We start from the raw sequence: 19,144 nt of genomic DNA on the forward strand, positions 1-19,144 counted from the left end.
CCTGCAAGTTCGTACTGAATATCTTCATTTTTTAGTTTATAGTCTTTATTTTTATAAACTAATGAATCAAGAATTTTAGCATTATAAGGTACTAATCCTTTTTCATAATGGCTATGGTCACCGTGAAGTGTAACATAACCATCTTCAGTAATTTCACTTACAACTACTGAGCTAACTTTATCAGAGTAATTAATTTTTTTTGCTTGTGCTGTATTTTGTACTAGTGGTGTAGTTTCATATGCTTGGTGTTTTCCGTATTCGTATCCAGCAAATGCGGATAATCCGATTACTAATGAACCACAAGCACCAGTAATAATCATATTTTTTTTATTCATACATATTCTCCTTAATGATATAATCCGTAATAATTTCGATTTATTATACCATGATTATTAAGGTTTGTAAATAGTTATCTTTTCGATTTAAAAAATATTTTTATTGTATTTATATATACTTGATTATTTAAAAAAATGTAATAATCTTATGATATTTATAAAGCGGAATTATATTTTTTAATTAAAAGCTATGTTATAATGAATAATAGTATAGTTAGAAAGGAGAAAAAGTTATGACACAATTTGATTTTAAAAAGTTGGTTGATGCTGAGTATTTATTAAATAATAGAACAAATAACAATGTTGTTGTGATAGATGCACGTGGGGGAATGCTTGAAGAAGGTTCTTTAATGTATGATAAAGCAATCGTTGTTGACTGGACGGATATAAGTTTACTTGGAGAATTTGGTGGAGAAGATTTAGGGAAATTATTATCTAAAGATAATTATCAACAAATTTTTTCTAAAGTAGGAATTACTAATGAATCTGAAGTACTAGTATATGGTTTTACTATGCCTGAACAAGGATTTGGAGATGAAGCAAGAGTTCTGTATACATTTAGTTATGCAGGATTTGATAATATTAAGTTCATTGATGGCGGTTTTAAACAAGTTGAGAAACTAGGATTTAATAAGAAATATGTACCAACTACTGACAGAATTGATGTTAGCGATGTAGTTCGTAGCGAAGCAACTCAAAATGAAAAAGCTATTTATACTGACGAATTATTATCAAAAATAGGTAATACAGATGTTCAAATTATTGATACTAGGTTAGAAGTTGAATATAATGGTCGTGTAATTTATGGAGAGAATAAGGCAGGTCATATTCCTGGTGCAATTTCTCTACCGTTTAATTCGTTAGTTGATAGTAATGGTTTTTTAAAATCTAGAGCATCATTAGAAAAATATGTAACTGACAAAGGTTTAGATAAAAATAAACTACAGGTTACTTATTGTACTACTGGAGTTCGTGCTTCGTACGTTGCCGTAATATTAGAAGAGTTAGGTTTTAAAGTGCGAAATTATGAGCCTTCATTTGCAAGATACGCTAATGTCGGTGAAGTAGTATTAGATTAAAATAATAAGGAGAATTTATATAGAAAATGAATGATATGACAGGATATCTATTTTGGGGATTTTTAATAGTTTATGGAGTGGTAATGTTTTTATTATCACCAAAGAAGGTAACAGAAGCAGGATTTTTTAGAGGTGATGGTAACAGAGGTGAAAAACCTACTGAGATGATGCTTATGTTAAGTATTTTTATAAGTTGGATCTTTGCTAAATCTGTAACTAATGCTGCAAATTTAGGAGCCCAATATGGCTTTGTTGGTGGATTAGCTTATGCAACATATTGGCTTTGTATTCCTATTTGTGGTTTAGCAATCTATAGATTAAGAACAAAGTACCAAGCAAAAGGATTGGTAAGTTTCTTAACTTCTAATTATGGAAAAGCAGCTTCTGTTGCATTTTCGGCTGCGATACTTATTCGTTTATTTAATGAAGTATGGAGTAATACTTCTGTTGTAGGTGGATATTATGGAAAAGCGGGTAGTAAAGAGTTTATTATCTCTGCAATTCTATTTACTGCTATTACTTTAGGGTATACTGTGCTTGGTGGATTAAGAAGTTCAATCGTAACTGATGTTATCCAAGCCGTTATTTTTATATTCTTTGTTGGTTGGGTAGTTACTTTAATTTTACCGCAACACAACATTAGTGATTTTGTAACATCGGGAAGTTGGGCGATGAACGCAGGTGTAGATATGTTACTTGTAACAATTCTACAATTATTTAGTTATCCATTCCACGATCCAGTACTTACAGATAGAGGATTTATAGCTAGTGAGAAGACTATGCTTCGTGCATTTTTCGTATCTGGTATTTTAGGATTCTTCTCTATTCTAATCTTTAGTTTTATTGGAATTCATGCGAAATTAATTGGAATGGAAGTAAGTAGCAATGTTCCAGCAGCTTTAGGTAAAACTTTAGGTGTCGCAGGGTATTTTGCTATGATAGTAGTAATGGTATCTGCAGCAGGTTCTACACTTGACTCTACATTTGCAAGTTTAGGGAAGTTAACTGCTAAGGATTTACCAGAAATGTCTAATAGAGGATTAAAAAATCCTAAGAAAGTAGCTATTTTATTTATGATTGCATTTGCTATTATAGGTAATCTTCCAATGATTATGGGAACAGATATTCTTAAAGCTACAACGATTAGTGGAACAATGGTAATTGGACTAGCTCCGATTTTCTTATTACACGGTTTTGTTAAACCAACAAAATTAGGATTCCACTTGAGTTTTTGGATTGGAATTATTTTAGGAATACTATTAACTATTAATTTAATTCCTACAAGTTGGGCTATTGGTACAGGTAAGAATGCATTACTACTAGGAGTTAATTTATACGGACTAATTTTATGTACTATTGGTTATGCAGTACCAGGAATGTTCGCAAAAAATAAATAAATATAATATAATAAAAGTAAAGAGGGTAAGTCTTTACTTTTATTTTTAATTTGGAGAGGGTTATATGGAAAAAGGTAGAAATTGTTCATTAGAGTATATTCTTCAAAAGGATTGGGCAAAGAAAAGTAAAAAATTAGAAGAGGAAGTAATCTATATAGTTGGAGGATTATATGGAAATAGATATGCTTTAGAAATTATCAATAAGATGGCACATGATGAAAATGCGAAGATAGTTTTTAATGGTGATATGCATTGGTTTGATGTCGAAAAGGAAGATTTTATAAAGATTGAAGAGTTATCTAAAGATAGTATAAAACTTCTAGGAAATGTTGAATTTGAATTATTAAATAATACATCATCTTTAGGATGTGGATGTAATTATCCTGAGGACGTTAGTGATGGAGTAGTAGAACGATCAAACATTATTCATAATATGATGAAAGGAAATATCAAAGATGATCAAATACTTAATGATATAAAAGAACGTTCAAAAACCTTAGTTTTAGATATTTTTGGTAAAAAAATTGCAATTACTCATGGCGATGAGAAAAGTATGTCAGGTTGGAAATGTTCGAATGAGAATTTAAAATTAGTATCTAGAAAGAAAGAATTAGACAATTGGTTCAAAGAAAATGATATAGATATATTAGCAACCACACACACATGTTTACCTGTAGTATATGATAATGGAAGAAATATTGTTATTAATAATGGTGCAGCAGGGATGGCTAATATCCAGGGAGAAACCTTTGGTCTATTTACAAGAATAGCTAAAAATAGTCATAAAAAAACGATATATTCAGAATATAGAGATGGGATATATGTCGAATTGGTTAAAGTTGATTTTGATATAGAAAAATTCAAGTTATGGTTCGAAAAGGTGTGGCCAGATGATTCACCGGCGAGTATTTCATATAAAAATCGTATTATAAATGGAACAACACTAACAATAGAAGATATTATTGTATAGGAGAAAAAATGATAAGAAGAGCAGCGAAAGAAGATATTAAAGTAATAGAAGGATTATTTGACTTTATTAAATCATTAGAGATAGATATATTAAAAGATTATTCAGAGGAGAAGGTTTTTAAGATTTTAGAATATGTATTTTCATCTGAATATGATAGATTTAGTTATAAAAAATGTACGGTATATGAAATTGAAGGTGTGATTAAAGGATTTTCTTTTACGTATCATTATGATGAAGTCGAAAAAATGAAAGAGTTTTGGTATAGCGAAGTTGTAAGTAATTTTGATTTGAAGAAAGATTCGATGATTTTTGATTATGATGAGGTACTAGTTGGAGAATTCTATTTAGATACATTATTTGTTTTTTCTGATGCTAGAGGAGAAGGTATTGGTAATAAACTATTAACAGAATTTGTTAATAGTGGAGAAGCTAAGTTAAGTTTAAATGTTGCACAATCAAATAATAGAGCAAGGAAGTTATACGAAAGTTATGGATTTAAAAAAGAATGTGAAATTTTTATCGGACATGAAAATTATGATCATTTGATAAGAAGGAAGTAGAGGACTAATTTATTGTTTTCAGAAAATTTAAGTCAATTTTTAAAATATATATTACCAAATTACTAAAATATGTGCTATAATTAAGATTATGTATTATACATAAGGAGAAATAATATGGTAGAATTACTAAGAAAAGATCAAAAAGTTGAGAATACTTGGGACTTAGAATCGATGTTTAAAACAAATGAAGATTTTTGGAACCAATTTAAAGAAGTAGAAAAACTTATTCCAGAAATAAAAAACTATAGAGGAAAAGTTAAAGAAGGAGCAAAAGCATTATTAGAAGTTTTTAAAGTTGAAGGAGATATGTCTTTAAAAATGGAGCAATTAACTATTTATGCTTTCCTAAGAAAAGATCAAGATAGTACAAATGCTGAATATGGTGAAATATATGCTAAGACAATGAATTTAAATTCTAAGTTTGATGCAGAATGGTCATTTTTAAAACCGGAACTTCTTTCTATAGAAGAGGAAGTACTTCGAGAATATGTAGAGGAATTAGAAGACTTAAAAGTTTATAAGTTTAAATTAGAAAAACTTAATAAAAAACGTCCTCATACATTAGATGCAGAACAAGAAAGAATTGTTGCTATGGCTGCAGAGGCTTTAGATGCAAGTGACGAAACTTTTTCAGCACTGAATAATGCAGATGTTAAATTTGAAGAAGTTGAAGATAAAGATGGAAATAAACATACTCTGACTCATGGAACTTATGGAACATATATGGAAAGTCCGGATAGAGTACTTAGAAAAAATACATTCCATGCTTTATATAATTATTTTAAAAAACATAATAATACTTTGGCATCTACATTAGGTGGAAATCTAAAGAAAAAAAAATATTATGCAGATGTTCATAAATATTCATCAACAAGAAATAATGCACTGTCTAATAACTTAATTCCTGAGGAAGTTTATGATAATTTAGTAACGGTAGTAAATAAAAAAATTCCTGCCTTACAAAGATACTATAATTTACATAAAAGAGCGAAAGGTTTTGAAGATTTTAGACTATACGATAGATCAGTATCTATAGTGAAAGGTGAACCATTAAAATTCACATTTGAAGAGGCTCGTGATATTGTACTTGAAGCGGTTAAACCAATGGGTGAAGAGTACGTTAATGATATGAAAAAAGCATTCACAGAACGATGGATTGATGTTTATCCAAATAAAGGTAAACGTTCTGGTGCATATTCATGGGGTGGTTATACTACAAAACCATTTGTACTATTAAATTTTGATGGTACATTAAATGATGTATATACTTTAATTCACGAACTTGGACACTCTATGCATTCTTACTATACTAGAAAACATCAGCCATATGTATATGGAGATTATTCAATCTTTGTCGCTGAGGTAGCATCAACTTGTAATGAGGCTTTATTAACTGAGTACCTTTATAATAAATTCGAAAAAGAAGGTAATAAGAACGGTATGCTACGTGTACTTAACCAGGCATTAAGCGGCTTTACAGCTACAGTATATAGACAAACTCAATTTGCAGAATTTGAGCACAAAATTAACCAACATCTTCAAAATGGGGGAGCTCTGACAGCTGAATATTTTAATAATGAGTATTTCAACTTAATTAAGAAATACTATGGTGATGTATTTACCTATGACGAAGATATAAAATATGAATGGTCTAGAGTGCCACACTTTTATTACAATTACTATGTATACCAATATGCTACTGGGTATTCAGCAGCACAAGCTTTATCTAAGTTAATCTTAGAAGATAGTAAAAACGCTAAAGTTTATATCGATGAGTTTCTTTCAAAAGGATGCTCTAATTATCCAATTGAGGTTCTAAAAAATGCAGGTGTAGATATGTCTAAACCTGAGCCAATAGAATTAGCTCTTCAGGATTTTGAAGAAAAAATAGAAAAATTTGAAAAATTATATTTTTAAAATTTAAGAAATCACCTGTATAGTAAAATAGGCTATACAGGTGATTTTTTATAGTTACTTTTAAATTAAGAAATATTAAAAATTATAAAAATAAAAACTATATTTTCTTGATAAAGGTTAATTTTAAAGGTTTTTCTTTACGTAAAAAAACAAATTTTTATTGATATAATTATAGAATAGCAGTATAATATATTTGGAAAATTTATTTGTAAAAGCAGAAGGGCCATCACAACCAACAACGCCTGCTGGAACTACACCATCAGTTTTATCGAAAGATGTAGATATATCAACTGGTAAAGAAGCGGGAGGGCTGAGAATAATACAATTGATAGAGCAGAAGCTAAATATAATAAATTAAAATCAGAATATAAAAAGGAGACGCACTGGTTAATCACAAACCAGAATATAAACTTCCAGCTGCTACTCAAACACCTAAAAAACATGTAAATCCAATGAATAAAAAACGTTAAAAAAGTATTGCCAAAAACTTCAGCAGTAAAATAGTATAATTAAATTACCGACTCTAAAAAGAAAGGATCAATTTCTAACATTTTGAGTCGGTATATTAGTTTTATTTTATTTTTTTAGTGTTGCTAAAACTAACTCTATTCTATTATTAATCCTAATAGGGAATGAACTGTTGCCAAGCCCTTGAGAAACAATTAAAGTTGAATCTTCTAGAACATAGTTACCATTAGTATATTTTGGAAAGAAACCTTGACTAGGAGAGAAAATACCACCTACAAATGGGATTCTCCATTGACCGCCATGCGCATGACCTGAAAAGATAAGTTCATATCTTATATCTGCGTAAATTGGAAATTTCTCAGGTCTATGTGATAAAAGTATATTAAAGTGATTTGGTGAGTAAAGTTCTTCTAGAGTTTTTATGAAGTTTGCTCTATGATTTAACTTATCTTCATTTTTAAAGAAATTATAATCCTCAACTCCAACCAAATTAATACTTTCATTATTTTTTGAGATAAACAGTTTACTGTTGTGTAAATATGTAATATTAAGTTTTTTCATTCTATTTTTAAGTTGCTCGTATTCTTCAGGAAGTCTAAGTTCATGATTTCCAGAGACGAAATAACATGGAGCTACTATTGCTAATTGACTTAGAATGTTATAAGCAATATCCATATCATTATTATAGCTATCTAGAATATCTCCAGTAATAACAATTATATCTGGATTAAAATTCTTAATTTTTTTATAAATGAAAGGTCACTATATCCAATCCTATCACAATGAACATCACTAACTTGAGCGATTTTAAAATTGTCAAAAGCTTGAGGAAGTTTATTAAACTTAAGAGTAGTTTTTCTTACTTTTAATTTTTTATTTTGTCTTATTATTGAACTAGCTGCAATAATTGGAGCTAGCGCTAAAATTTTTCGATTCATTACATTTCACCTTTAAAATAATTTAGTAATAAACATAATAGTATTTTAAAATATTATACCATAAAGCTTAAAGTATGTTAAAATATATAATGATAATTAATGTGAAATTAGAGGATAAATATATGATAAAAATTGAGAAGATTGATAAAATAGCCGCTTCTAGAAAGCATTCTTATTCAGCCCCGCAATGGCAAGCAATAGCTATTACCGGTGCTGATGTTCTTGTTGCGGCAGCTGCAGGAAGTGGTAAAACTGAAGTGCTTTCTGAGAGAATTGCAAGGAAGGTAGCTTCTAATAGATGGGATATAGATCGTTTACTAGTACTGACATTCACGACTGCTGCGGCGAAGAATATGATTGTAAGAATTGAGAATAAAATCAGTGAACGATTACTATCTACTAATAAGGAAGAAGATTTAATCTATTTAAGAAAACAAAGAATGTTAATGAATGATGCTTATATAAGTACTATTGATAGTTTTTGTTTAAATGTATTAAAGAAATTTTATTATCTTGTAGAAGAAAAGATTGATAATGAAATTAAATATTTATCACCTAATTTTAGTATACTTGCGAATAGTAGAGGATTATTAAATGAAACAGTAGGAAATGTTCTTGAAGAATTAGTACAGGAAGATTCTAATACGACTGACCTATTATTTACAGTATTTGGCTCTAAACAGAATATTAGCTCTTATATTATTGATTTATACTATAAATTATTAAATATTCCAAATTTCCAAAATTATCTAGATGAAGATTTTACAAAACTAAATAATTTAGTGACTAATAATTTTGAAGTTGAAGATAATAGTATAATAGACAAGTTTAATAAAGTTAGTGAGTTAACACAAAAAGAAAGTATAGCTACTGCGATAGATTTCTGCAAGTATGTACAACAGTATTTAATAAATTGTAAGAAGGAAAGCTCATTAGATATATTGTCTCTTGTAAACTTAGATGAAACAAAAAAAGAAAAGCTTGCAAGGTATGTAGATGAAGATGATATTTCAATAAAGAGTAATCAAGAACAACTTGAAGAGATAAAAGAGCTTATAAGTAAGCTTAATACACAGTTTGAGACTGAAGATAATATTTTTGATGCTGGGCTATTAAGTGAAGTTCACGGAGTTCTTATTGATTATCTAAATTATTTTAGAGTTATAGAAAAAATGAATTTATTGGCTAAGTCGATTACAAGTTTATTGAAGAAACTGCACAATGATTTCATTAAAAGAAAACGAGAGAATAACTTTTTAGACTTTTCTGATTTAAACCACCTTGCTATAAAGGCTTTAACTAGAGAAGAGAATGGGGAAATTGTTCCTAGTGAAGCGGCCCAGTATTATAAAAATTATTTCTTAGAAATATATGTTGATGAGTATCAAGACAATAATAACCTTCAAGAGTATATCTTAAATCTTATTAAAGGAGAAGGAGTACATTTCTTTAGGGTAGGTGATGTGAAACAAGCAATCTACGGCTTTAGAGGATCAAATCCTGATTTATTCGAACAGAAATATAATAGTTATAGAAAACTAGAAATTGATAATTATTCAGAAAAACAAGAATATTCTTTTGAAAGTGATTCTGAAGGAATTTGTATAGTTTTAAAAGAAAACTTTAGAAGTGATGTTAATATATTAAAATCTAGTAATTATATTTTTAATAGACTTATGGGGAATAAAAATGCTGGGGTAAGTTATGGAGAAGACAGTGCACTATATTATCCGAAAGCAAAAGAAAAGAATAGTTCTGAAATTATTCCAACTAGGTTAATTAATGGTAAGATTAATTATTTTACAGGTGAACTTTTAGAAGATAAAAAATCTTATAGAGAACAATCTATAGAAAATATTGCTTATGAAATATTATTAGGTATAAAAAATGGAAGAAAATACAGTGACTATGCTATTTTAGTTAGAAATAGTACAAAAATGTCTAGTTTTAAAGAAGTTTTTGCCAAATACAATATACCGTTATTCTTTAAGGAAAAGGTAGGATTTACTGAATCTAATACATTTAATATTTTGTATAATATTCTTAGGTTTTTAGATAATACGAATAGAGACGCTAGTTTACTAGCAATTTTACATACTGAAATTTTTGATTACAGTAATGATGAATTATTAAAATTATCCATAACAAAAGGGAAAAATCTTTTTGAAAGATTACAAAACAGTGAAAAGGAAAAAGATTATAATACTGTAAATTTATTAAAAAAATGGTTGAATTTCAGTTTGAACAACTCACTTCCAAATCTATTGGAATGTATAGCTATTGATACAGATTTTAAAAATTATTTAGTAACAATTGATACAAATGATGAAGAATTAGATTATTATGAAAACTTTATAGATATTGTTAATGACTATCAAAATATAGATAATAAATTGAGTGGCTTGGTAAATCAATTAAAAATTATAAAAAATGATGAGGTATTTGAAACAAAAAAACGCACACCAAATGATAGTGTAACTTTATCAACGATTCATATCTCTAAAGGATTAGAATATAAGATAGTTTTTGTGGCAGATTTAGATACTTCATTTAGTAAAAGAGGTTATACAGGTGAATTATTATTCACAGAAATCTTTGGTTTAAGTATCAAAGCAGAAGAATTAGCTCAAAAGTTTGGTTTAATTTCTAGTAATATAGAAAAATTGAATCAGCTGTATAAATATAATAGTATTTTAATAAAATTACGTGAAAGAGAAGAAGAAGTACGTAATTTGTATGTTGCACTGACTCGTGCTGAAAACTCGCTACACCTTGTGAGTCCAAATGGTGTAGAATTAAATAACGAGAAGACTAAAGATAAACCGTTATACCAATCTCTAATAGAGGACGATAATTTCGAGAAAATCTTAAATAATCTACTAAGTGACTATGGGGAAGAGTTTATTTTTGAAAATGAAAAGGATGCTTTGTTTAAAGATTACGAAAGTGAGCCTCTTGTAAAAGATGAAGAAGATAGTTCGGGATTTGATTTGCAAGAATTTTATAAGCAATTTGAAAGTAAGCAACAGGATGAATCAAGTAAACAAAGTGATAATCACACGATCGAAGTAAAAAATAAAGTATTTCCTGCTAAAACTTCATATAGTGCCTTGAAAAAAATTAATACTAAAGATCATGAGTGGAATTATAAAAAAGAAAAACGAGGATACTTAGAATTAACTACATTAAAAAAATCAACATCTACTAGCAAGGCGATTTTAAGAGGGAATATCATTCATAAGCTTTTTGAAAAGATAGTTAATGATACTAGAGCAGGAGTAGAGATTTCGGATGTAGTGAGTTACATCGATAGCTTAAAGAAAACAGATAATTTACTACAAAATATAAAAGAACAAAGGATATTATCTCAAGAGGAATTTGATAATATAAATAATAAAGATGATATAGAAAAGATTACTAACTTTATTAATAGTGAGTTAATAAAATTAGTATCTAAAAGTAAGTTCTGTCAAACTGAGATAGCATTCACAACCGCTAAAAAAGCAAAAGAATTATATGATGATAGTGAAAGTGATATAGATGTTATACTGCAAGGGGTTGTCGATTTATTTATTAAAATTTCTGATGAGGAAGCAATTATCGTAGATTATAAAACGGATCACGTGACTAGTAGGAACGGAGAAGAAGTTTTACGAGATAGACACAGAGAACAACTTAGAATTTATAAAGAAGCGGTAGCGGAATATTATAAATTAAATAATATTAAAACTTATGTATATTCTTATGTTCTGTCAAGTTTAATTGAAATAGAGTAACTTAAAATAATAGCACAATTATGAAATTTTATCACGTTGTTAGTAGAGTCTAATTGTGGTATAATAAAAAATGATTTATTAAACTATGGAGGTGAAATTGTGAAATATATAGTTTGTAATAGTGAAACAGCAGTTTTAAATAGAATGTATGATGAATTTGAAAAAAATTTAGAAGATGGTGCAGTTATTTGTTTACCAGAAAATATTATTAATACTCAATTTACAAATAGAATGATAGATGATAATAAAATGGGGAAATATCGTTATAAACATGTAATTATGCTAGGACAACGTGAGTTTGCTGATATTGATATAGAGGAAAGATTTGGATTATATCGATATGCAAGACATGAACTTTTTAAGAAATTAGATGTTGAAGCAAAAAACATTTATTATCCTGAAGCTTTAAACAGTGATGAATGTGATGAAGATTTAACTAGCTATAAAGAAGTATTAGATGAGAATCCAATCGATGTTGCCGTAGTTTTCTTAGGATCAGATGGTGGAATTCTCGATTATCGATATGCAGATGAAGTAAATAAAGATCTTCACATTGTAGAATTTTCAAATGAGGAAAAATCTAAGCTTCAGATGGCAGGAATGGAAATAAACGGTAATAAATTAATAAGTATTGGATATGAAAATCTAATGGCAGCTAGAAATTTATTTGTAGTTGTATTAGGTAGTGATAAGAGACAATACATAGCAGAATTGTTTGAGAATGAGGATTCAGACAATAAGACTATTCTGTCAATCTTAAATAATCATAAAAATTTATTTATTTTTACTGATAAAGAAGCTAGTTATAAATCAGAAGAAGAAGTAAATAGACTTATTAAACAAAGACAAAAAAAATTAGAAATTAAAGAACGTGAAGAAAAATTACAAAATGAGGAGAAAAAAAAGGATAGGTAATAAGTATGAATGATTATCAGAAAATTATAGATTATGATTTTAGTGATACAGTTCTTGATGATAAGCTTGTTGTAAAATTCAAATTGAAGAAAACTTTTACTGAAGCTCAATTTATCAGTCTTTTCACTCCAAAAAAAGGTGAGAGATTTATTATAAGAACCCCTGATACTAAATCTTCTATAATTGGAATAGGTTATGAAGCAACATGGTTATTAGACTCTAATGATTTTTTAACAAGTTTTGATAATAGTAGTGTTTTATCTGGATTCGAAGAGTTAAGAGCACAGGTAAGTGTCTTAGAGATAGATGAACATGATTGTGAATACTTTGGTATTTACGGTGGAATTTCTGATGGTAATAATAAAAACAGCCAAGAGTGGGTAGACTTTAGTGATACTTCATTTGTTGTACCAGGTATACTCGCAGTTTTTAAAGATGATGATGTTTATATCACATTGTTCTTTAATATGAAAGAGGAAAAAGAGTTTTCTGAATTATGGGCGGAGAGAATTTCATTTTTAAACAAACTTGATGATGAAAATGAAATATCTAGTGAACCACAGATTAATGTCGTTAGAGAAATTTATCCAGAGCTTTGGCAAGAAAATATTAGAAAAGCTCTTCTTCAAATAGAAAAAGAAGAATTAAAACGAATAGTTTTATCAAGAAAAAATTTAATATTATTAGAAAATAATACTTCTTTAGGAGCGGTAACAAAATATCTTCTAAGTAAAAATAGGTACTTTATAGCATTTGAATCTAAAAAAAGTTTATTCATTACTACAAACCCTCTAATATCCTTAGATTACACAGATAATGATCTAAAAGCACATCTTTATTTGAAAAAAGAGAATTTATTCAATAATGATTATTCAGTTATGTTTGATGAAGAAGAAATAATCAATGAGTATAAGGAAGATTTTGAATCCCATTATAATACTGATTTTAAGGTGTATGATGACAAGACTCTAATGGGTAAAAAGCTTGATGTATTTTCTGTTTTAAATTCTAAAGTTGAAGATTCGCAACAAGCGATAAAAGCGCTTAGTCTTTTATATCCTATGCCAATAATAAAAGGTTATCCAGAAAATGTTGCGAAGAAATTCTTTGATGAAAATTATAATGTAGGGTATGGTTTTTGGTACTCTCCGTTCGGATATATTACTAATAATTTAGACGCCAAGTTTTATACTTGTGGAAATATGATGGTAGCTCAGAACAATATGATTACTTTATTCACTAGTATCTTATTATCAAAAGGTGAGAAATATGATGAAGTAATAGAAAAATCTAATAAAATTGTTAGTTCTAGTCTGAAACTGTTTGATCATTAGGAGAGTAACTATGGGACAAAGTACGATGAAAAAAGGTATAGTCTTCACCTTACTAGGGGCTACATGTTGGGGATTATCAGGAGTATTAGGGGAATATTTACTAAATATATCAAAAATAGACCCTGTTTGGATAATAGCTAATAGATTATTTTTCTCTGGAATCGTAATGGTAGCTATGTTATTCCTTAAAGATAAAAACAACTTAGTAAGAGTATTTTCAGATAAGAAAGATATTTTAAAACTACTAAATTTCTCATTTTTTGGTCTGTTAATCTGTCAGGGAACATTCTTTTTAACAATTAAGTATACTAATGCTGGTATGGCAACGGTTATACAGTATATTGGTCCAGTAATAATAATGTTATATTATTGTGTCATAGGTAGAAGATGGCCCCTTCCGAGAGAAGTTATTGCAATAGTAGTTTCACTATTTGGAACGGTGTTAATAGCAACCCATTTTGATTTTAGCAAACTGAATATTTCTACATTAGGATTATTCTGGGGATTACTTTCTGCATTTGGTCTTGCTAGTTATAATATTTTTTCAATAAGTTTAACTACAAAATACGGTGTAATGCCTATAATGGCTTGGGGACTATTATTTTCTGGCATTGTAGTATACTTTTTAACAGGTAGTTATTATATTCCGGATAATTTTAAATTGATTGATTTAATATGTATGTCAGGAGTAATTTTAGTTGGTACAATTTTATCATTTTCTACATATCTAGAAGGTGTTAGGTTAATCGGTGCAGTCACGGGAAGTATTATCGGATGCTTTGAACCGATTGCTGCCATAATGTTCTCGTTTCTGTTGCTAGGGACAACATTTGGAACGATAGATTTAATTGGTGCAGGTTTTATTCTATCAGCGGTAATTGTACTAAGTAAGAGATAAATAAAAAATAAGAGTTTAAGATATTTGATGAACCGAACGGGGGTAACTTTTAAAATCGATTTTGAAAATAATGGTTTTAAGTTACTCTCGTTTAAAGTTGTTAGGAATTTTAAAAAATTTTAAATAAAATATTTTTCTTGAAATATTTTTCGTTAGATTTCTGTACAATATACAGAGGAAGGAAGAAAATGAGTAACGTTAAATTTGATGAAATGTATAAAAGTATGAATACTAAAGAACTTACAGCTTTGGCAAAAGAATTAGGTGTTCCAAGATATTATACATTAAATAAAAAAGAATTAGTTTTAGCAATTTTAGAAAAACAATCAGTTAGTGAAGAACATTACTATGCCTCTGGAATTTTAGATGATATTCATCCAGAAAATGGTTTTGGCTTTTTAAGAACGGTTGATTATAAAAAAGGTGAGACGGATATTTATATTTCCGCTTCTCAAATTCGTCGTTTTGAACTTAAAAAAGGTGATGAAGTCTATGGGAAGGTTCGTAAACCTCGTGAGGGTGAGAGATATGCAGGAATTCTTCAGGTTGATAAAGTTAATGATGTTGATGCAGAAGTTGCAAAAGGTAGAACTCATTTCCAGGCGTTAACACCGATTTATCCGAATCAAAAAATTGTTTTAGAGACTACTAAGGAAAAACTTTCTACAAGATTTGTTGATTTGGTAGCACCGATTGGATTCGGACAACGTGGATTGATTGTTGCACCACCTAAAGTAGGTAAAACAACACTGCTAAAAGATATAGCAAATTCAATTAGAAAAAATTATCCTGATAAGAAGTTGATTATCCTTTTAATTGATGAAAGACCAGAAGAGGTTACTGATATGGAAAGATCTGTAAGAGGTGCAGATGTAGTAAGTTCTACATTTGATGAGACTTCAGAAAATCATATTAAGATGGCTGAGTTGGTAATTGAACATGCTAAACGTCGTGTAGAACTTGGTCAAGATGTAATTATTCTTATGGATAGTATTACAAGACTTGCACGTGCTTATAATATTGTTGAGCCAAGTAGTGGTAAAGTCTTAAGTGGAGGGGTAGATCCATCGAGCCTTCACAAGCCAAAAGCATTCTTTGGAGCAGCGAGAAATGTTGAAGGTGGAGGAAGTTTAACTATAATCGCAACTGCCTTGATTAATACTGGTTCGAGAATGGATGATTTAATATTCGAAGAGTTTAAAGGAACTGGGAATATGGAAATTGTCTTATCACCTGAGTTAGCTTCAAGAAGAGTTTATCCAGCTATTGATTTCTTGAAGAGTTCTACAAGAAAAGAAGATTTATTACTAACTGAAGATGAAGTAAAAATATTATGGCAAACACGTAGAAAGCTTGAAGATGTTAGTGAACCAACTATCGGTGTATTGAATCATCTTAGAAAACATGAAAGTAATGAGGACTACATTGCTGAAATGAAAAAATTCATAAGAGATTAATGTATAAAACTACATGATTATTAGACAGTGTATGTTCTCTATGGTATAATCATTAGAACATATTTATTTTAGGAGGATTACATTGGAAACAATTAAATTTTTAATTGATTTTGTATTGCATATTGACAAGCATCTTGGTGAATTAATGATTCAACACGGTCCATGGTGGATGTATGGGATAATTTTCTTAATTATCTTTATCGAAACTGGTGTTGTATTCATGCCGTTTTTACCAGGTGACTCATTATTATTTGCTAGTGGAGCATTATGGGCAGCAACAGGGAATAACATCTTTTTATTATTATTCTTATGTGTAAGTGCTGCAGTAATCGGTGATAATTGTAACTATTTTATTGGAAGAAACTTCTCTGATTATTTAAAGAGTAAAGCGTGGTTTAAAAAATTTGTGTCTGATGAGAATATAAAAGACGCTGAAAACTTTGTAGCAAAACATGGAGGGAAATCTATTTTCTTAGCGAGATTTTTCCCGATTATCCGTACGATTGTTCCATTTATCGTAGGAGCTGGTAAAATGAAATACTCTAAATTTAGAGTGATAGATTTCTTTGGAGGACTTTGTTGGTGTACATTATTTATATCAGTAGGGTACTTCTTCGGAAATATTTCATTTGTTAAGAAAAACTTCTCAGTAGTAGTAATTGCTATTGTTTTAATTAGTTTAATTCCTTTAGTTATTGGAGCAATTAAATCTAGAAAAAAAGCATAAAATAATAGGGTGTATAATAATTAGTGTGGATGAGAAAAATCCATACTAATTATTTTTTATTAATTAAGAAAGTAGTTACAAAAGAAATATTTGTACATTTTGTTATACAAAAAAGTAAGGGAGTGACTCAAAAATCGTGATTTCGGAGAAATCGATTTTGTCGAGTCACCCCAGCACAGTTTATTAGATATCTAAAAAGCTTTTATAAAGCGAATTTAGATATCAATAAACCACTGCGTCTATGAATTATCATATACATTTTGTTAAAATTTAGGACTTTTGAGTCAGCCCCTTGCCAGTATGAAGATAACTAAATATAAAAAATAAAACAATCTATCAAATTTGATACGGAGATAAATTCAAAGTTAAATTAATTATTGGACTATAGTTGATATTCTGAAAAAACAAAATATAGAACTAAAAGAAGTACAATAATTTATTAAAGTATTTGATAAATTTTATAAACAAAGAAGACAAAAAATTGAAAAATATAAGAAAGTATAAGCTAAAAAATGGTTTAGATGATTTGCAAACGTTTTAAAAAATTAAATAAAAGACTTGTATTTTTTATTATTTTACTATATAATAAATCTAACAATCCATTTCTAATATCTTAAAAAATGTTAAATTTTCTAAAAAATAACAGAAAGAAGGTTCTATTATTATGAAAAAGAAATTATTTTTTGTTTTATTATTATCAGGTAGTATGTTTTTAAATTTTAATATAGCTGATGCAAAAGGAAGAATAGAAGTTACTACTTTTTCTCAGTATAATAATACTACTATTGCGAATGATGGTGGTGGTTTACCACTGGAACCAACTATTAATTGGTAATTATTAGGAATTTTATATGTTTGATTATTCTCCTAAAGAAGAAGAAATTTTAATTGATTTATATAATTTGATATTAGATAAAGAGGTTGGAATAAAAGAGAGAGAATTGTATAAGAAAGCTATTTTGTTAATTGAAAAAGAAAATGAATATTATGAAGCAGTTTTATTTCAATTAGCACCTGCTTTAGCTTATTTAGCACGACAAAAAAGTATTTCTAGTAATGGTGGTATTTTTATGACTAAAATTAGTAGATTTACTAATAATTCTATAGGATTTTATTTATTTGATTCTATATTAAAAAAATAATTTGTAAAATCAAAGAAAACAGTGTAAAATATGTATATAAAGCAATTAGTTAGTATGTTGCATAGAGTAAAGACCTAAGGACTCCATTCCTTAGGTTTTTTTTTATAAGTCTAGTGTAGTAATGTAGGATAAAGTTATGGTTGAGGGAGACGAAATTAGAAACTTATTAAAGAGGCTTGAATAAGCTTCTTTTTTTTTGCAAAAAATTTGCTAGCTAGATGTTAACAAGTTATAATTAAAGAACTATGTTGAGTAATTTGGAGGGAAACATGAAACTAGGAATTGTTGGTTCTGGAATGATAGTGAAAGATTTCTTATCTTTTGCTCATGAACTTCCAGAAATTAAATTAGAAGCTATAACAGCTAGAAATATTGAAAATTTAAAAGAATTACAAAACAAATATAATATTAAAGAAATATATACTGATATTGATCTTTGTCTTGAAAATAAAGAGATTGATACGATTTATGTTGCAGTTCCAAATAACTTGCATTATACAGTCGCTAAGAAGGCTCTAGAAGCTGGTAAAAATGTTATTTGCGAGAAACCTTTTACGTTAAAGTATGACGAAGCTGTAGAATTGTTTGGAATAGCTGAAGACAAAGGATTAATATTAATTGAAGCAATAACAAATCAATATCAAAAAAATTATCTTGATATAAAAGACAATATTGATAATATTGGAGAAATACGACTTGTTGAGTGTAATTTTTCTCAACTTTCTTCAAGATACGAAGCATTTAAAAATGGAGTAATAGCTCCAGTTTTTGATAAGAGTAAAGGTGGAGGAGTACTTGGAGATTTAAATATTTATAATATTCATTTTGTTGTTGGATTGTTTGATAAACCTAATAAAGTACATTATGCACCTAATATAGTCAATGATGTGGATACTTCTGGTATTCTTCTATTAGAATATGATAACTTTAAAGTAGTGTGCATTGCAGCTAAAGATACTTTTAATAATAGTTATGTCAATATTCAAGGTGATCAAGGTATAATTAAAGTTATTGGTCCTACAAATGAAGTTCCTAATTACAGTATTCAAACAAAAGATAATTTTATAAATGAAAATAATAATATTCATTCACACAGAATGTTTGCTGAGTTTAAAAAATTCGTTGAAGTTATAAATAATAAAGATTTTAAATTCATGAATAATCAAAAAGAACATACTTTAAATGTTATGTATATTTATGAAAAAGCGAAAAAATTTATAGAAAACTAAAA

The 19,144-nt window shown here is 28.4% G+C and carries 18 protein-coding genes; 15 read left to right on the top strand and 3 right to left on the bottom strand.

What is annotated here, in order from left to right; all coding sequences use genetic code 11:
* Nucleotides 1-335, bottom strand: a 335-nt coding sequence (locus GEMHA0001_RS04525) for a pneumococcal-type histidine triad protein (protein WP_004264389.1), incomplete at its 3' end; no start/stop codon positions are given.
* Between the two features lie 233 nt (nucleotides 336-568).
* Between GEMHA0001_RS04525 and GEMHA0001_RS04530 the strand changes: the two genes are divergently transcribed.
* The 6 genes from GEMHA0001_RS04530 to GEMHA0001_RS08960 all read left to right on the top strand — a co-directional run bounded on the left by GEMHA0001_RS04530 (nucleotide 569) and on the right by GEMHA0001_RS08960 (nucleotide 6,616).
* Nucleotides 569-1,414, top strand: a complete 846-nt coding sequence (locus tag GEMHA0001_RS04530; protein WP_003144671.1) for a sulfurtransferase — start codon at nucleotides 569-571, stop codon at nucleotides 1,412-1,414.
* A 26-nt stretch (nucleotides 1,415-1,440) separates the two neighbouring features.
* The gene (locus GEMHA0001_RS04535) at nucleotides 1,441-2,811 is read left to right on the top strand and encodes an SLC5/6 family protein (RefSeq protein ID WP_004264355.1); all 1,371 of its coding nucleotides are present in this window, start codon (nucleotides 1,441-1,443) and stop codon (nucleotides 2,809-2,811) included.
* Nucleotides 2,812-2,875: 64 nt separating this feature from the next.
* Entirely contained in the window at nucleotides 2,876-3,781 is a 906-nt protein-coding gene (locus GEMHA0001_RS04540; RefSeq protein WP_003144680.1) for a metallophosphoesterase family protein, read from the top strand.
* 8 nt (nucleotides 3,782-3,789) lie between these two features.
* Nucleotides 3,790-4,341, top strand: a complete 552-nt coding sequence (locus GEMHA0001_RS04545; protein WP_003144723.1) for a GNAT family N-acetyltransferase — start codon at nucleotides 3,790-3,792, stop codon at nucleotides 4,339-4,341.
* A 114-nt stretch (nucleotides 4,342-4,455) separates the two neighbouring features.
* Nucleotides 4,456-6,258, top strand: coding sequence for an oligoendopeptidase F (gene pepF, locus GEMHA0001_RS04550; RefSeq protein WP_004264501.1), 1,803 nt, complete (start codon nucleotides 4,456-4,458; stop codon nucleotides 6,256-6,258).
* A gap of 193 nt (nucleotides 6,259-6,451) precedes the next feature.
* On the top strand, nucleotides 6,452-6,616 hold the full coding sequence (locus GEMHA0001_RS08960; protein ID WP_004264498.1) for a hypothetical protein: 165 nt from the start codon (nucleotides 6,452-6,454) through the stop codon (nucleotides 6,614-6,616).
* Between the two features lie 218 nt (nucleotides 6,617-6,834).
* On the opposite strand, the gene GEMHA0001_RS04555 is transcribed toward GEMHA0001_RS08960, so the two are convergent.
* Nucleotides 6,835-7,479, bottom strand: a complete 645-nt coding sequence (locus tag GEMHA0001_RS04555; RefSeq protein WP_345908465.1) for a metallophosphoesterase — start codon at nucleotides 7,477-7,479, stop codon at nucleotides 6,835-6,837.
* Nucleotides 7,443-7,664: a hypothetical protein gene (locus GEMHA0001_RS09195; protein WP_248657382.1), complete on the bottom strand. Its 222-nt coding sequence runs from the start codon at nucleotides 7,662-7,664 to the stop codon at nucleotides 7,443-7,445. The genes GEMHA0001_RS04555 and GEMHA0001_RS09195 overlap by 37 nt, the downstream gene beginning before the upstream one ends.
* A gap of 74 nt (nucleotides 7,665-7,738) precedes the next feature.
* On the opposite strand from GEMHA0001_RS09195, the gene GEMHA0001_RS04560 reads away from it, so the two are divergent.
* The 9 genes from GEMHA0001_RS04560 (at nucleotide 7,739) to GEMHA0001_RS04595 (ending at nucleotide 19,142) form a co-directional block, all read left to right on the top strand.
* Entirely contained in the window at nucleotides 7,739-11,440 is a 3,702-nt protein-coding gene (locus tag GEMHA0001_RS04560; RefSeq protein ID WP_233445914.1) for a UvrD-helicase domain-containing protein, read from the top strand.
* Nucleotides 11,441-11,539: 99 nt separating this feature from the next.
* Nucleotides 11,540-12,355 (top strand): 6-phosphogluconolactonase, encoded by an 816-nt coding sequence (locus GEMHA0001_RS04565; RefSeq protein WP_004264466.1) that lies wholly within the window; start codon nucleotides 11,540-11,542, stop codon nucleotides 12,353-12,355.
* A 5-nt stretch (nucleotides 12,356-12,360) separates the two neighbouring features.
* Nucleotides 12,361-13,689, top strand: a complete 1,329-nt coding sequence (locus tag GEMHA0001_RS04570) for a hypothetical protein (protein WP_003144693.1) — start codon at nucleotides 12,361-12,363, stop codon at nucleotides 13,687-13,689.
* Nucleotides 13,690-13,699: 10 nt separating this feature from the next.
* Nucleotides 13,700-14,587 carry a DMT family transporter gene (locus GEMHA0001_RS04575; RefSeq protein WP_004264495.1) on the top strand — a complete coding sequence of 296 codons (888 nt, stop codon included), beginning with the start codon at nucleotides 13,700-13,702 and terminating at the stop codon, nucleotides 14,585-14,587.
* 188 nt (nucleotides 14,588-14,775) lie between these two features.
* Complete coding sequence (gene rho, locus GEMHA0001_RS04580) at nucleotides 14,776-16,044, top strand: transcription termination factor Rho (RefSeq protein WP_003144706.1); 1,269 nt, start codon at nucleotides 14,776-14,778, stop codon at nucleotides 16,042-16,044.
* 82 nt (nucleotides 16,045-16,126) lie between these two features.
* Nucleotides 16,127-16,771, top strand: coding sequence for a VTT domain-containing protein (locus tag GEMHA0001_RS04585; protein WP_004264491.1), 645 nt, complete (start codon nucleotides 16,127-16,129; stop codon nucleotides 16,769-16,771).
* 706 nt (nucleotides 16,772-17,477) lie between these two features.
* Entirely contained in the window at nucleotides 17,478-17,606 is a 129-nt protein-coding gene (locus tag GEMHA0001_RS09310) for a hypothetical protein (RefSeq protein WP_267902317.1), read from the top strand.
* Nucleotides 17,607-17,622: 16 nt separating this feature from the next.
* Entirely contained in the window at nucleotides 17,623-17,913 is a 291-nt protein-coding gene (locus GEMHA0001_RS04590; protein WP_003144667.1) for a bacteriocin immunity family protein, read from the top strand.
* Nucleotides 17,914-18,182: 269 nt separating this feature from the next.
* The gene (locus GEMHA0001_RS04595; protein WP_003144725.1) at nucleotides 18,183-19,142 is read left to right on the top strand and encodes a Gfo/Idh/MocA family protein; all 960 of its coding nucleotides are present in this window, start codon (nucleotides 18,183-18,185) and stop codon (nucleotides 19,140-19,142) included.
* The last annotated feature ends 2 nt before the right edge of the window (nucleotides 19,143-19,144 follow it).

Origin of the sequence: Gemella haemolysans ATCC 10379 (genome assembly GCF_000173915.1) — a bacterium.
Classification (GTDB): Bacteria; Bacillota; Bacilli; order Staphylococcales; family Gemellaceae; genus Gemella; species Gemella haemolysans.